Source organism: Leucobacter sp. HNU (assembly GCF_047946755.1).
GTDB lineage: Bacteria > Actinomycetota > Actinomycetes > Actinomycetales > Microbacteriaceae > Leucobacter.
Genome location: NZ_CP178837.1, coordinates 201,240 through 214,881 on the forward strand (window position 1 = coordinate 201,240; position 13,642 = coordinate 214,881).

The following is a 13,642-nucleotide window of genomic DNA, read 5'->3' on the forward strand; positions in this document are numbered from 1 at the left end:
CCCGCCTAGCGGAAGATGATGGTGCGGTCGCCGTCGGCGAGGATCCGGTTCTCGGCGAACCACGTCACCGCGCGGCGGAGCGTGCGCGCCTCGCCGTCCTGGCCGAGCTGCATGAGCTCCTGCGGGGAGTACGCGTGGTCGACGCGGGTCACGTCCTGCTCGATGATCGGTCCCTCGTCGAGGTCGGTCGTGACGAAGTGCGCGGTCGCGCCGATCAGCTTCACACCGCGCTGGTGCGCCTGGCGGTAGGGGTTCGCGCCCTTGAAGCCGGGCAGGAACGAGTGGTGGATGTTGATCGCGCGGCCCGCGAGCGCCTCGCACAGCTCGGGCGAGAGGATCTGCATGTAGCGGGCGAGCACGACGAGCTCGATGTCCTGCTCCTCGACGACGTCGAGCACCCGGCGCTCGAAGGCCGCCTTGTCCTCGGGGCCGGCGACCTGGCGGTGCTCGAACGGCACCCCGTAGAAGTCGGCGATGTCGCGCACGGTCTCGTGGTTCGAGAGGATCAGCGGCACCTCGATGGGCAGCTGGCCGCCGCGCTGGCGGTAGAGCAGGTCGTTCACGCAGTGGGTCGCGGTGGAGGCGAGGATCAGGGTGCGCACGGGTCGGCCGACCACGTCGAGGCGCCAGGTCATGTGGTAGCGCTCCGTCACGGGCGCGAGCGCCTGTTCGAAGCGCGCCTCGAAGGTCTCCGGCTGGGCCACGGCCTCCACCTGCAGGCGCATGAAGAACCGACCGGTGTCGTGGCTCGCGAACTGCTGGCTCTCGGCGATGTTGCCGCCGGCCGCGACGATCGCGCCGCTGATCGCGTGCACGATCCCCGGTCCGTCGATGCAGCTGAGGGTGAGCACCCACTGGGTGCCGGAGGAGTCCGTCGCGATCGTGTTCACGGGGTCCAAGGGTACTGGATCCACGCGCACCCGATCGGCTGCGCGTGCCTCGTGGGCGCGCGCGGCGCTGCTAGGCTGCCCGCACCCGACCCGATGCAGGTGCGGCAGCGCCGGAAGCGGAGCAGTCATGGAGGACCCGAGGCCCCCGGCAGGACCGGTCTCGGTTCGTCGCGCGCTCTGGGCGGCCTGGACCCCGGTGGCCTGGGCGCTCCCGCCGGTGCTCATGCTCGTCCGATTCGCGGGCGGCGGCGGCTGGGAGAGCCTGTTCATGCTCGTGAGCCTGCCGGTCTGGTGGCCCGCCCTCGCCCTCCTCGGCCTGCTGCCGAAGCTGATCCTGCGGCGCAGGGGGTACGCCTCCGTGCCGGTCGCGGTGGGCGTCGCGCTGGCGGGATGCGTGTGGGGCCCGCTCGGATTCTGCCTGTCGCTGCGGGGCGTCGGCGACAGCGGCTCGGTCGACTCCGGACTCGCGGCGTTCGCGCCCGGTGCCACCGCACGGGTGCAGGACGCGATCGCCGGGGTCTCGATCGCGGCCGTCCCCCTCTGCTACGCGGCGGCCGTGGTCTGCGCGCTCGCGGCGAAGCGGAGGGACGGGGCGCCCCGGGCGGAGCGACCGCTCGGCACCCTGGTGCTCCTGATCGGCATCGTCGCGGTGCCGATCCTGATCGGCCTTGTGGGGGCCGGCATCGGCCGCGCCGCGATGCACGGTGCACGGGACTCCGCGGGCAGCCAGGAGGTCGACGTCGTGGATCTGACGCCCGAGCGGGGACGGGCCCGCCAGGAGCGCAACTGGGACGCGGCGCAGCGGGAGCTCGCGGGCGCGCGCAGGGCGATCGGCGCCGACGGCTGGTTGCTGGGCGCACCCGGCGGCATCATCGACGAGGACCGTCGGAAGGAGCCGTACGAGTACCGCGTGCGCGTCGCGTGGGACCGGATCGAGCACGGCGAACCGGTGGCCATCGGCGACCGGCTGCTGCCGCTCGTCGAAGCGCAGGGGTGGACGCCGGTCGAGGGCGAGGACGGATGGGGAAGCAGATCCCCTCGCGGGAGGTCCTCACCGGCGAGGGCGGGAGCGGCGGCCCGGCGACGGGCGTGCGCTTCCACCTGAGGAACGCGAACGGGTACGCACTGGATCTCGTGGCCGCCGTCCCGGGCGCGGACGAGCACGACGAACGTCCTGCGCCGCCCGCGGGGAGCACGATCGTCACGCTCGAGCTGACCAGCGGGCGGTACTGGGCGGAGAGCCGCGGCGACGCCGACTGGACCGGCGAAGGCTCCTCCGCGGAGGCCGCGCATCTCTGGGGAGCGGATGCGCCGACCTTCGCGTTCGACGAGTGGCCGGAGCTCCGCCTCGTCGAGAACCAGCCGGCGACCGTGCAACCGCGGTACACATCCTCCGGAGTTGGAGCCGCACCGGATATGATGAGCGAGTCGTGACTGGCGTGCAGATGGGACACCATCGGGAAACGACACCCCCTCTCGGAACGGCCGCTCGCCTGGGTCGAAAAACCGAACCGATGTCTTCCGCGCGCGCGGAACGAGAACACCTGAGGAGTACACCGGATGTCGAACCAGTCAGCTTTCTTCAACGAGCCGCTCGAGGTCGTCGACCCTGAGATCGCGGAGGTCCTGAAGAACGAGCTCGGCCGCCAGCGCGGCACCCTCGAGATGATCGCGAGCGAGAACTTCGTTCCCCGCGCGGTGCTCGAGTCGCAGGGCTCCGTGCTCACCAACAAGTACGCCGAGGGCTACCCCGGTCGCCGCTACTACGGCGGCTGCGAGTTCGTCGACATCGCCGAGGAGCTGGCGCGCGAGCGCGCCAAGAGCCTCTTCGGCGCGAAGTACGCCAACGTGCAGCCCCACTCGGGCGCCTCGGCCAACGCGGCGGTGCTGTCGGCGATCGCCGAGCCCGGCGACACGATCCTCGGCCTCGAACTCGCCCACGGCGGCCACCTCACCCACGGCATGAAGCTGAACTTCTCGGGCAAGCTCTACAACGTCGTGCACTACGGCGTCGACCCCGAGACCTTCCTCATCGACATGGACGTCGTGCGCGAGAAGGCGCTCGAGCACAAGCCCAAGGTGATCATCGCCGGCTGGTCGGCCTACCCCCGCACCCTCGACTTCGCGAAGTTCCGCGAGATCGCCGACGAAGTCGGCGCGACCCTCTGGGTCGACATGGCGCACTTCGCGGGCCTCGTCGCCGCCGGCCTCTACCCGAGCCCCGTGCCGCACGCCCACGTCGTCTCGTCGACGGTGCACAAGACCATCGGCGGCCCCCGCTCGGGCTTCATCCTCACGAACGACCTCGAACTCTTCAAGAAGCTCAACTCGAACGTGTTCCCCGGCCAGCAGGGCGGCCCGCTCATGCACGTGATCGCCGCGAAGGCGACCGCCTTCAAGCTCGCCGCGACCGACGAGTTCAAGGATCGCCAGGTCCGCACCCTGTCGGGCGCGAAGCTCGTCGCCGACGCGCTCACCAGCGAGGCCTCGAAGGCCGCGGGCGTCGACGTGCTCACCGGCGGCACCGACGTGCACCTGGTGCTCGCCGATCTGCGCAACTCCGAGCTCGACGGCCAGCAGGCCGAGGACGCGCTGCACGCCGTCGGCATCACCGTCAACCGCAACGCGGTGCCCTTCGACCCGCGCCCCCCGATGGTGACCAGCGGCCTCCGCATCGGCACCCCGGCCCTCGCCACCCGCGGCTTCGGCGACGTGGAGTTCGCCGAGGTGGCCGACATCATCGCGCTCACCCTCCAGCACGGAGCCGATGCCGCTTCGCTGGGCGGGGACATCGAGGCGCTCAAGGCGCGCGTCACGGCGCTCGCCGACGCGTTCCCGCTGTACCCCGGCCTCGAGGAGTGGTGACCCTTGGCCGCTGAGAAGCTCGACGGAACCGCCGCGGCGGCGACGATCAAGCAGGAGCTCGCGGAGCGCGTCGCAGCGCTCCGCGAGCGCGGCATCACGCCGGGCCTCGCGACCGTGCTGGTCGGCGAGGATCCCGGCTCGAAGTGGTACGTCGCGGGCAAGCACCGCGACTGCGCCGAGGTCGGCATCGCGTCGATCCAGCGCGAGCTGCCCGACACCGTGACGCAGGAGGAGCTCGAGGCGGTGCTCGACGAGCTCAACGCCGATCCCGCGTGCACCGGGTACATCGTGCAGCTGCCGCTGCCGAAGCACATCGACACCGACCGGATCCTCGAGAAGATCGACCCGGCCAAGGATGCCGACGGGCTGCACCCGACGAACCTCGGGCGCCTCGTGCTCAACGCCAACACCGAGATCACCTCGCCGCTGCCGTGCACCCCGCGCGGCGTGATCGAGCTGGTCGAGCGCAACGGCCTGTCCTGGGCGGGCAAGCACGTCGTGGTCGTGGGCCGCGGCGTGACCGTCGGTCGCCCGATCGGCCCGCTGCTCACCCGCCGCGAGTTCAACGCGACCGTCACGCTCACGCACACGGGCACCCAGGACCTCGGCGCCGAGCTGCGCCGGGCCGACGTGATCGTCGCGGCCGCAGGCGTGGAGGGCATCGTGCGCGCAGAGGACGTCAAGCCGGGCGCGGTCGTGCTCGACGTGGGCGTGTCGCGCAAGGTGGACCCCGAGACCGGCAAGAGCCGCGTCGTCGGCGATGTCGATCCGGCGGTCGCCGAGGTCGCCGCCTGGGTCTCGCCGAACCCCGGTGGCGTGGGGCCCATGACCCGCGCCCTGCTGCTGAAGAACGTGGTCGAGATGGCGGAGCGCGCGGCCGACGCCGCCTGATCCGCCGCTCGCGACCCGACCGATCGAGGAGAACCACATGTGCTCACCCGTGCGCTGCGCCGACTGCGGCAAGACCACCTGGGCCGGGTGCGGCCTGCACATCGAGGAGGCGCTGGAGGGCGTGGCCATGGCCGATCGCTGCTCCTGCCCTCGCGACTGAGCCGATGAGCCGGTGACGAAGCGCCGCGGGTCCGTTCCGGTGGACCCGCGGCGCTTCGTCGATTCCGGAGGGGACGGTGCCCCTCGGGGTGCGCCCTGCGCCCCGTGCCCCGCGCGGGCCGATCCGGGCGGCGGCGGTGCCAGCCGCGTGCCAGCACCGCAGTGCATACTGGACTGCGGTGCCGAGATCCCGGTCGCCAGCCCACACCCGTGAACTGAAAGTCGGACCCCGGTGCTCCACTCCGCGCTCGCCTCGCTCGCAGGCTTCGTCACGCCCGCCCTGCTCGGCATCGACTGGCTCGATCCCGAGACGCTGCTGAAGGCCGGAGGCTGGGTCGCGCTGGTGCTCGCCTGCGCATTCGTGTTCCTCGAGACCGGCGTGCTGGTGCTCGCGTTCCTGCCCGGCGATTCTCTGCTGTTCACGGTCGGACTGTTCACGGCGACCGGCATCATCGACGTGCCCATCTGGATCACCTGCATCCTGCTCTTCGCCTTCGCATTCGCCGGCGATCAGGTCGGTTTCATGATCGGGCGCAAGCTCGGGCCCGCGGTGTTCAGCCGTGAGAAGAGCAAGCTCTTCAACCCCGAGAACGTGCAGCGCACCCACGCGTTCTTCGAGAAGCACGGACCGAAGGCGATCATCATCGCCCGCTTCCTCCCGGTCTTCCGAGCGTTCGTGCCGGCCGCGGCGGGCGTCGGCAAGATGGACTACCGGCACTTCGTCGCGTACAACGCGATCGGCGCGCTGCTCTGGGGCGTCGGCGTGACCCTCATCGGGTTCTTCCTCGGTCAGATCCCGTTCGTGCACCAGTACTCCGAGGTGTTCATCATCGTGCTCGTGCTGCTGCCGGGGATCCCGATCCTCATCGAGGCGATCCGCGCGTTCCGCTCGTGGTGGCGGAAGCGTCGCTCGCCCGAGGGCGCGTCCGCCGAGTAGGAGTCCGTTCGCGCACTCGCACCGATTTCGGATTCGGGGTTGACGCGCCTTCGAGCGCGTCGTAATGTACAACCAAATGGTTGTACAAGAACTTTCCGACGCACAGATCGACCGGGTCTTCCGGGCGCTCGCCGATGCCACGCGGCGCGACATCGTCCGCCGCACGCTCACCGGCGAGGCCTCGGTGTCCGAGCTCGCCCGTGACTACGACATGAGCTTCGCCGCCGTGCAGAAGCACGTGGCGGTGCTCGAGGCCGCCGATCTCGTCGCGAAGATCCCCAGAGGAAGGGAGCGCATCATCCGAGGCAACCCCGAGACCATCCGTCGGGCGCAGGAGCTCCTCGGCCACTTCGAGCAGCTCTGGCGCGGACGCATCGACCGGCTCGACGCGCTCTTCGCCGAGGACGCTCCGCAGGACTGACCTCCCGCCCCGCTCGAGCCGATGAGTGAGGCTCGCGCAGCAGCCGAACATCCTGAGCATCCGAACGTCACGAACACCCAGATCACCGAGAACGAAAGGCACCGCATCATGCCGGTCACCGCATTCACCACCGACCCCGAGGCGCTGACGATCACCGTCGTCGCCGACTTCACCGTCCCGGTGCGCAGGCTCTGGGACGCCTACGCAGACCCCCGCCAGATCGAGCGCTTCTGGGGGCCGCCGGAGTTCCCGGCGACCTTCCGCCGGCACGACTTCGCACCGGGCGGGCTCAGCCTCTACCGGCTGACGAGTCCCGAGGGTGAGTCGCACGGCGGCTACTGGAAGTGGGTCTCCGTCGACGAGGGCCGTTCCTTCGAGGTGCGCGACGGGTTCACGCTCGACGACGGCACCCCGAACACCGAGATGCCGGACATGCGCATGGTGTTCGAGTTCCAGCAGACCGCGCTCGGCTCCCGGCTCACCACGACCAGCTACTTCGATTCGCTCGAGTCGCTCGAGCAGCTGCAGGCGATGGGCATGGAGCAGGGCACCCGCTCGGCGATGGCGCAGATCGACGCCGTGGTGGAGGACCTGGCGTCCTACGCGGCCGAGCTGCCGACGCAGCTGCAGCTGGTCGGCGATACCCAGGCCCGCGTCTCGCGCGTGATCCGCGGCACCGCGGAGCAGGTGTGGCGCGCGCACCACGAGGCCGAGCTGATGCGACGCTGGATGCTCGGGCCGGACGGCTGGGAGATGCCGGTCTGCGAGGTGGCGAGCGAGCCGGGCCAGCGATTCCGGCAGGAGTGGCGGAACATCGAGAGCGGCGAGAGCTTCGGCTTCACCGGCGAGTTCCTCGAGGGCGAGCGCCCGGTGCGCGCCGTGACCACGGAGGCCATGGTGACGCCCGAGGATCCCGACGGCGCGCAGAGCCCGGTGACCCGCAACGAGCTCACCCTCACGCCGGTCGAGGGCGGCACGCTCCTGACGCTGCTCATCACCTACCCCGACGCCGCGACGCGCGAGATGATCCTCGCGACCGGCATGGTCGACGGCATGGAGACGAGCTACCAGCGCCTCGAGCGGGAGGCGCTCGTCGCAGCTTGACCCATCGCGAGCATCGTTCGCCCCGGATCCGCGCAGCGTGCGGATCCGGGGCGAACGCGCGTCTACTCGTGCGCGGGCGCGAGCACCTCGGGATCCGGGCCGGATCCGGCCTCGTCGGGCCCGGTGCGCGGGGCCCCGCGGCCGATGAGCGCGATCACGGGGAACAGGAATACGGTGAGCATGGCGGCCCCGACCATCGCGGCGGCGGTTCCGGCGTCGAGCACGCCGGTCGTGGTGCCGATCCCCGTGACCGCGATCACGAGCGGCAGCGTGGTCGCGGTGAAGAACGCGCTGCTGCGCCGGTCGGCCATCGATGAGCCGGGGTCCACGGTCCACAGCGAGGGAGTCCGCGCACGAGCAGCATCGCGACGAGGAACACCGGGATCAGCAGGAGCGCTCGCCGATCCTGCAGGAGCGCCGCGAGCGGGAACGAGACGCCGGTCGCGACGAAGAAGACCGGCACGAAGAACCCGAAGGCGATCGATTCGAGCTTCGCCTCGACGATCTCCAGGTGCTCGGGATCGCCGCCGCGCAGCACCACCCGGGCGAGCATGCCGGCGGTGAAGGCGCCGAGCAGGAAGTCGACGCCGAGCAGCAGGGCGAGGACGACGAGCACCGCGAGGATCGCGATCACGAGCCGCACCGCGAACTGGCCGCTCGTGCGGAGCGTCGCCGAGACCACTCGGTGCAGCCAGTCGCGGCTGCCGTGCGACGCGAGGCGGAATGCGAGCCCCGCGACGCCCGCGAACACCAGCAGGGTGAGGAGGCCCGCGACGGGCTGGCGGCCGCTGAAGAAGATCGAGATCGCGACGAGGGGCGCGAACTCGCCGATGGCTCCCGCCGAGGAGAGCGCGGAACCGAGCGGGGTGCGCAGGATCCCCGAATCGCGCAGCATGGGCATGATGGTGCCGAGCGCCGTGCCCGTCAGGGCGATCCCGATGAGCAGTGCGGCTCCGGGCTCCGGCGCGATGAGGAAGCCCGCGCCGAGCGCGAGGACGGCCGAGACGCCCCACCCGGCGAGGGCGCGCTTGCCGCGGCGCCCGAGCAGCGAGGCCGGCTCGATCTCGTTCCCGGCCATGAAGAAGAGCATCGCGATGCCGAGCTGCGAGAGGGCGTCGAGCAGCGGGCCGTCGGCCACCCAGCCGAGGCCGCTCGGGCCGACGAGCATGCCGAGCGCGACCTCGAAGACCACGAGCGGAACGACGAGCGCGCGCGAGACGAGGCGGGCGAGCAGCGGCGCGACCACCGCGATCAGCGGCACGACGAGCAGCGTGACGGGGGCGTTCTCCACGGGGACTCCGAAACTCAGTGCGCGACCCGGTGGCGCTCGACGAGCACCACGAGTCCGGCCATGACGAGTGCGGCGAAGACGATCGGCGCGGGCAGGAACGCGCAGGCGGCGATCGCGAGCGCGCCGAGCGGCACGAGCACCTGCGTCGCGCCCTCGAGGTTGTGCCGCAGGATCAGGAACCAGACGCCGAGCACGAAGATCCCGATCGGCACCGTGAGAGTCGCCGCCGAGGTGACGGGGTCGAGCGCGCTCTCGCCCATCTGGGACGACAGCAGCACGGTGATGCCCGCCGAGAACGCGCCGGCCGCGGCGAAGACGAAGTAGTGCCCGTAGCCGAAGGTGAGCGCGGTGCGGAGGTGGTCGAGACGCTCGGTGACCTCGGTGGCGAAGTAGAGCCACCACATGCCCGCGGCGAGCACGAGGCCCGCGAAACCGGTCACGACGAGCTGGCCGAGATGATGCGATCCGTCGGCGACCTCCACCACGGCCGTCGTCGAGGCCAGCACGGACTCGCCGAGCACGATCAGGGTGAAGGATCCGTAGCGGTCGGCGATGTGCGCGGAGTGCCAGGGCGTCTTGCTCGCCGATTCGGCCCAGACCGGCACGGCGAGCTCGCACAGCACCAGCAGGAGGAAAGCCGGGATCTGCACGGTCGCGGGGATCCACGGGAATCCGATCCAGAGCGCCTGGCAGATCACGACTCCGGCCGCGTACCGGAGCGCGGTGCGCCGCATCTCGGGGTGGCTGTGCGAGGCGCGCAACCACTGCGTGACGAGGGCGAGCCGCATGATCACGTAGCCGAGGATCAGGACCCGGTAGTCGCCCTCCTCCATCGCCGCCGTGATGCCGGTGGCGAGCACGAGCACGCCGGCCATCTGGGTGAGGGTGAGTACTCGGTAGAACCAGTCGTCCACGTCGAACGCGCTCGCGAACCACGTGAAGTTCATCCACGCCCACCAGATGCCGAAGAAGGTGAGGAGGTACGCGACCACTCCCGACCACAGATGCCCGTCGGCCTCGATATGGTGCAGCTGCGCCGAACTGAACGAGACGGCGACGACGAAGATCAGGTCGAAGAACAGCTCGAGCGGGCTCGCCGCGCGGAACACCTGCGCGGGATCGCGGGGGCGCATGCGCGCGAGGCCGAAGCCTCCGCGGGCGTCGGCAGCGGTGTCGCCGGTCATGTCAGCCCTTCTTGGCCGCCGCCTTGGCGGCGCGCTTCGACTCGCGCACGAGCGCGAGGGTCTCGGGCGAGACGATGTCGGCGACGCTGCGCATCGAGCCCTCCTCGCCGTAGGGCGCCGACGCCTCGCGCCAGCCGGCGCCGTCGAAGCCGCACTGCTTGCCGAGCAGCGCGAGGAAGATCTTCGCCTTCTGGTCGCCGAAGCCGGGAAGCGACTTCAGCCGCTTGAACACGGTCGGTCCGTCGGGGTCGCCCTCCGTCCAGATCGTCTCGGCGCGGCCGCCCCAGTCGTCGACCAGGACGCGGCAGAGGGTCTGCACCCGACCCGCCATGGAGCCAGGGAATCGGTGCACCGCGGGCGATTCGCGGAACGCCTCGACCACCGCGTCGGGGTCGGCGCCCGCGAGCGCCGCGGCGTCGATGGATCCGAGCCGCTGCTTGATCTTGAGGGGGCCCGAGAATGCGACCTCCATCGCGACCTGCTGGTCGAGCAGCATGCCGATGAGGAGCGCCGTCGGCTCGTCGCTGAGCAGGGTGTCGGCTGCGGGATCGTCGGTGAGGTGGATGGCCATGGGAACAGTGTGGCACCGGATCCGCGGCTCGACCAGTTCCGCGACCCCCGAACGGGCGGCGCGGGCGATGTCTGCGGGCTTCGCGCCCAGCGAAGGAGATCCGCGCCCAGAAGGACGAAATCGACCAAGAGATCCTTCTGAGCACGGATCTCCTTCCGAAGGGAACCGCTCGCACCCGCCCAGCAGGCTCACCGCACCGAGCGCACCTTCGCGACCGCGAGCGCGCCGGCGAACGCGAACACCCCCGCCATGAGGAACAGTCCGGTGAAACCCGCGACGAACACCATGAGCGCGCCGAGCAGGGGAGCGGCGGCCTGCGGCACGGCGGTCGCGATGTTCATGATCCCGAGATCCTTGCCGCGGGTCTCGGGGTCTGGGAGCACCTGCGTGGCGAGCGCCTGGTCGACGGCGAGGAAGCAGCCGTAGCCGAGCCCGAGCAGCCCGGCCGCCACGAGCGTCGTCGCGAACGTCGGAACGAAGGCGAGCAGCAGCGCGGCGACCGCTTGCAGGGTGGACGAGAGGAACACGAACGACTTGCGGCGCTCGAGCGCATCCGACAGCCTCCCGAGGGTGAGCGCCGCGATGATCACGAACACCATGTAGACGAGCACCGCCATCACGAGGTCGTCCTCGGCGTTCTCGTCGCCGAGCCCGAACTCCAGGAAGTAGAGCAGCAGGCTCGTGCCGAAGGCGTTGCCGAAGTTCACGAGCACACGACTGAGCAGGGTCCAGCCGAAGTCGGGGTACTGCCGAGGGCTGATCCACAGCGAGTCGAGCATGCCGCGCAGGGTCCACGGCTCCCGCTGGTCCGGCCGCAGCACGGCGTCGGGACGCATGAGGAACGGGACCACGAGCACCAGCAGCAGTATCGCCACCACGGCATACCCGAGGAACGTGCCGAGCGACAGCAGGGTCACGAGCAGGATCCCCGCGATGATGCCGATCGCCTGCGGTGCGGAGAGCCAGCCCGAGACCGTGCCGCGCTGCCCGACGGGCACCTGGTCGCTGATGGTCGCGGTGAGCGCCGCCGTCAGCACGCAGAATCCGATGATCGCGAGCGACCAGAACACCCCGATGCCGAGGAGCGTGTGCTGTGCGCCGAGCAGCAGGAGCGAGAGCGCGAAGAGCAGCGCGCCGGCCGCGATCCAGGGGCGACGGCGTCCGAATCGGCTCGTGGTGCGATCCGAGAGCGCACCGGTGACGGGGAACGCCACGATCGCGCAGAGCGCGGAGACGCCCGAGATCACGCCGAAGGCGAGGACGTTCTGCACCCAGTCGCTCGTGCGCAGCTCCGCCTGGATCTGCGCGGGCAGCAGGAGCTGCACGGGCGTCAGCTGCGCCATCCAGACCCCGAACCACGCGAGCGCGAACGCCGCCACCCACCCGCCGCTCACCCGGCGGGTGGGCTCGGCGAAGACCTCGACGGTCGTCCGTTCTGAAGAAGAGGCCACGGGCAGCTCCTGCACGTCATCGGGCGGAGCCGAGCGGCTGCGCTGGCGACAGCGTACTCCCCGAACGCCCGGAACGGGTCGCCCGCAGCGCCGTGCCGACGCCGACGAGGGCGAGCGCGGCGACGCCCGCGCCCATCACCGCTGCGGAAGTCGCGGCCGCGCTCGCCGCCGTGGCCGTGGGATCTGCAGATCCGAGCGCGGATCCGAGCGCGACGAGCACGCCGATGAGCGCCGAGCAGACGGCGTTCGAGATGAGCTGGGCGAGGCTCACGCCCGCCGCGGCCTTCGCGCTCTCCTCCGGCGTCGCCGCACTGCGCAGCGCGGCGACGCTGAGGTGCGGGAACGCGAGGCCGATGCCGGAACCGGCGAGCACGAGGGCCGCGGCCCAGCCCCAGACTGCACCGGTGCCGGCGCAGGCGAACTGCAGCAGCGCGTACGCGCCGAAGCCGAGCACCATGAGCACGGGGCCGAGCACCATGGCGCGGCGGCGACCCCGATCCGACTCGATGCTCACGCTGAAGATCTGGACGAAGCTCCAGCCGACCGAGACGGTCGCGCCGAGGAGGCCCGCCGGCAGTTCCGGCAGCCCGGCGATCTGCTGGCCGAACCGGGGGAGGAACACCTCGAGCATGGCGCCCGCGCTCGCGATCCCGAGGGTCAGGTAGATCCACTTCAGGGCGTTGCCGCGGCGGTAGGTGAGGGCGGGCAGCACCGGGGCGGATGCGCGGCGGTCGAGCAGCACGAACCCGAGGATCAGGGCGGCGCCCGCGAGGATCGCGACTGCGGTTCCGAGCCCGGGCGGCACGATCGACGCGACGCTGAACGCGGCAGCCGCGAGGACGAGTGCGAGCAGCGGCGCGAGGGGAAGCGGCCGCTCGGGCGATCCCGCCCGTGACTCGCCGGGAGGGTGCGCAGGGCGAGCGCTCCCAGGGCGAAGGAGGCCGCGGCGAGCAGGGCGAACGCCCAGCGCCAGATCCCGAGCTGGGCGAGGAGCCCGCCGAGCGCGGGACCGATCAGCGTGCCGACGCCCCACATCGCCGAGATGAGCCCGGTGGCGCGGGTCCAGAGGTGCTCGGGCAGCGCCTGCCGGATCACGGCGTAGCCGAGGCCGGCGAGGAGCCCGCCGCCGAGTCCCTGGGCGATCCGCGTCGCGAGGAAGACCTCCATGCTCGGGGCGAGCGCCGCGCCGAGGGATCCGAGCCCGAAGACCGCGAATGCGAGGAGGTAGCCCCGGGCCGCCCCGACGCGGCCGAGGAGGCGGGTGACGAGCATCGACGCGAACACGGAGGCGACGAGGAACGCGGTGACGACCCACGCGAAGTACTCGGACCCGCCGATCTCCGCGATCGTCGAGGGGAGCAGCGCGGCGGTGAGGAACGTGTTCATGGCGTACATCGCGACGCCGCCGGCGAGCACGAGCGCGGCGGGGAGGTGTGCGCCGCTCAGGAGCTCCCGCCAGCTGCCGCCGGGGGCGATCCGGGGGGCTGCGGTCGGGGTCTCGGGGGAGGAGGAGTCCATGCGGTTCACGCTAAAACCTCAAGTCAGGTAGAGGTCAAGTCGGCGCGCGAGCGGGGCGTCACCGTGCGTCCCCCGTTCGGGGGTCATTTCGCGCCGCACCGCTGTGCGAGGCTCCTGCGGCGGCTAGGTTCGACAGCAGGTTCTGCCGGCGACCGGAACTCGGCGACCGCCCGCCCTGGGCGGAGGTCGCGGACTCCCGGAACGGATCGGGCACCGCCCGACCCGAACGCCGCGAGGACGTCCGGCGTCGGGGTGCGGGTGTGTTCATGTCCGCACCCCGCCGCCGGTTCGACCGCCGATCCCGTTCCCGAGGCGGGGCCGGCGGTGGTCCGGTCGTGTCAGGCACCCCCTCTGCGCAGC

At 71.3% G+C, this 13,642-nt stretch carries 16 protein-coding genes and 1 riboswitch; of the genes, 8 read left to right on the forward strand and 8 right to left on the reverse strand.

Annotated features, from left to right (window positions below; translation table 11 throughout):
• Window positions 1–5: 5 nt before the first annotated feature.
• Window positions 6–890: a formyltetrahydrofolate deformylase gene (purU, locus tag AB3K78_RS00965; RefSeq protein WP_416445362.1), complete on the reverse strand. Its 885-nt coding sequence runs from the start codon at window positions 888–890 to the stop codon at window positions 6–8.
• Between the two features lie 127 nt (window positions 891–1,017).
• Between purU and AB3K78_RS00970 the strand changes: the two genes are divergently transcribed.
• From AB3K78_RS00970 to AB3K78_RS01005, 8 genes are all read left to right on the forward strand, one after another.
• Window positions 1,018–1,995, forward strand: coding sequence for a hypothetical protein (locus AB3K78_RS00970; protein ID WP_416445364.1), 978 nt, complete (start codon window positions 1,018–1,020; stop codon window positions 1,993–1,995).
• Between the two features lie 29 nt (window positions 1,996–2,024).
• The gene (locus AB3K78_RS00975; RefSeq protein WP_416445366.1) at window positions 2,025–2,324 is read left to right on the forward strand and encodes a hypothetical protein; all 300 of its coding nucleotides are present in this window, start codon (window positions 2,025–2,027) and stop codon (window positions 2,322–2,324) included.
• A riboswitch (ZMP/ZTP riboswitch) is annotated at window positions 2,311–2,396 on the forward strand. Its footprint overlaps the gene before it by 14 nt.
• Before the next feature lie 54 nt (window positions 2,397–2,450).
• Window positions 2,451–3,755: a serine hydroxymethyltransferase gene (gene glyA, locus AB3K78_RS00980; RefSeq protein ID WP_416445368.1), complete on the forward strand. Its 1,305-nt coding sequence runs from the start codon at window positions 2,451–2,453 to the stop codon at window positions 3,753–3,755.
• Window positions 3,756–3,758: 3 nt separating this feature from the next.
• Window positions 3,759–4,646, forward strand: coding sequence for a bifunctional methylenetetrahydrofolate dehydrogenase/methenyltetrahydrofolate cyclohydrolase (locus tag AB3K78_RS00985; protein ID WP_416445370.1), 888 nt, complete (start codon window positions 3,759–3,761; stop codon window positions 4,644–4,646).
• A 37-nt stretch (window positions 4,647–4,683) separates the two neighbouring features.
• Complete coding sequence (locus AB3K78_RS00990) at window positions 4,684–4,806, forward strand: hypothetical protein (RefSeq protein WP_416445372.1); 123 nt, start codon at window positions 4,684–4,686, stop codon at window positions 4,804–4,806.
• Window positions 4,807–5,037: 231 nt separating this feature from the next.
• Window positions 5,038–5,742, forward strand: coding sequence for a VTT domain-containing protein (locus tag AB3K78_RS00995; RefSeq protein WP_416445374.1), 705 nt, complete (start codon window positions 5,038–5,040; stop codon window positions 5,740–5,742).
• A 76-nt stretch (window positions 5,743–5,818) separates the two neighbouring features.
• Window positions 5,819–6,163: an ArsR/SmtB family transcription factor gene (locus AB3K78_RS01000; protein ID WP_416445375.1), complete on the forward strand. Its 345-nt coding sequence runs from the start codon at window positions 5,819–5,821 to the stop codon at window positions 6,161–6,163.
• A 108-nt stretch (window positions 6,164–6,271) separates the two neighbouring features.
• Window positions 6,272–7,267, forward strand: a complete 996-nt coding sequence (locus AB3K78_RS01005) for an SRPBCC family protein (RefSeq protein ID WP_416445376.1) — start codon at window positions 6,272–6,274, stop codon at window positions 7,265–7,267.
• A 62-nt stretch (window positions 7,268–7,329) separates the two neighbouring features.
• Here the strand turns inward: AB3K78_RS01005 and AB3K78_RS01010 are convergent, their stop codons facing one another.
• From AB3K78_RS01010 to AB3K78_RS01040, 7 genes are all read right to left on the reverse strand, one after another.
• Window positions 7,330–7,578 carry a hypothetical protein gene (locus AB3K78_RS01010; RefSeq protein WP_416445377.1) on the reverse strand — a complete coding sequence of 83 codons (249 nt, stop codon included), beginning with the start codon at window positions 7,576–7,578 and terminating at the stop codon, window positions 7,330–7,332.
• Entirely contained in the window at window positions 7,524–8,558 is a 1,035-nt protein-coding gene (locus tag AB3K78_RS01015) for a cation:proton antiporter (protein ID WP_416445379.1), read from the reverse strand. The genes AB3K78_RS01010 and AB3K78_RS01015 overlap by 55 nt, the downstream gene beginning before the upstream one ends.
• Window positions 8,559–8,572: 14 nt before the next feature.
• Complete coding sequence (locus tag AB3K78_RS01020) at window positions 8,573–9,742, reverse strand: low temperature requirement protein A (RefSeq protein WP_416445381.1); 1,170 nt, start codon at window positions 9,740–9,742, stop codon at window positions 8,573–8,575.
• 1 nt (window position 9,743) lies between these two features.
• Window positions 9,744–10,313, reverse strand: coding sequence for an HhH-GPD-type base excision DNA repair protein (locus tag AB3K78_RS01025; protein ID WP_416445383.1), 570 nt, complete (start codon window positions 10,311–10,313; stop codon window positions 9,744–9,746).
• Window positions 10,314–10,501: 188 nt separating this feature from the next.
• On the reverse strand, window positions 10,502–11,764 hold the full coding sequence (locus AB3K78_RS01030) for an MFS transporter (protein WP_416445385.1): 1,263 nt from the start codon (window positions 11,762–11,764) through the stop codon (window positions 10,502–10,504).
• Window positions 11,765–11,780: 16 nt separating this feature from the next.
• Window positions 11,781–12,569 carry an MFS transporter gene (locus AB3K78_RS01035; protein WP_416445387.1) on the reverse strand — a complete coding sequence of 263 codons (789 nt, stop codon included), beginning with the start codon at window positions 12,567–12,569 and terminating at the stop codon, window positions 11,781–11,783.
• On the reverse strand, window positions 12,518–13,282 hold the full coding sequence (locus tag AB3K78_RS01040) for an MFS transporter (protein ID WP_416445389.1): 765 nt from the start codon (window positions 13,280–13,282) through the stop codon (window positions 12,518–12,520). Before AB3K78_RS01040 ends, AB3K78_RS01035 begins: the two co-directional genes overlap by 52 nt.
• Window positions 13,283–13,642 lie beyond the last annotated feature (360 nt).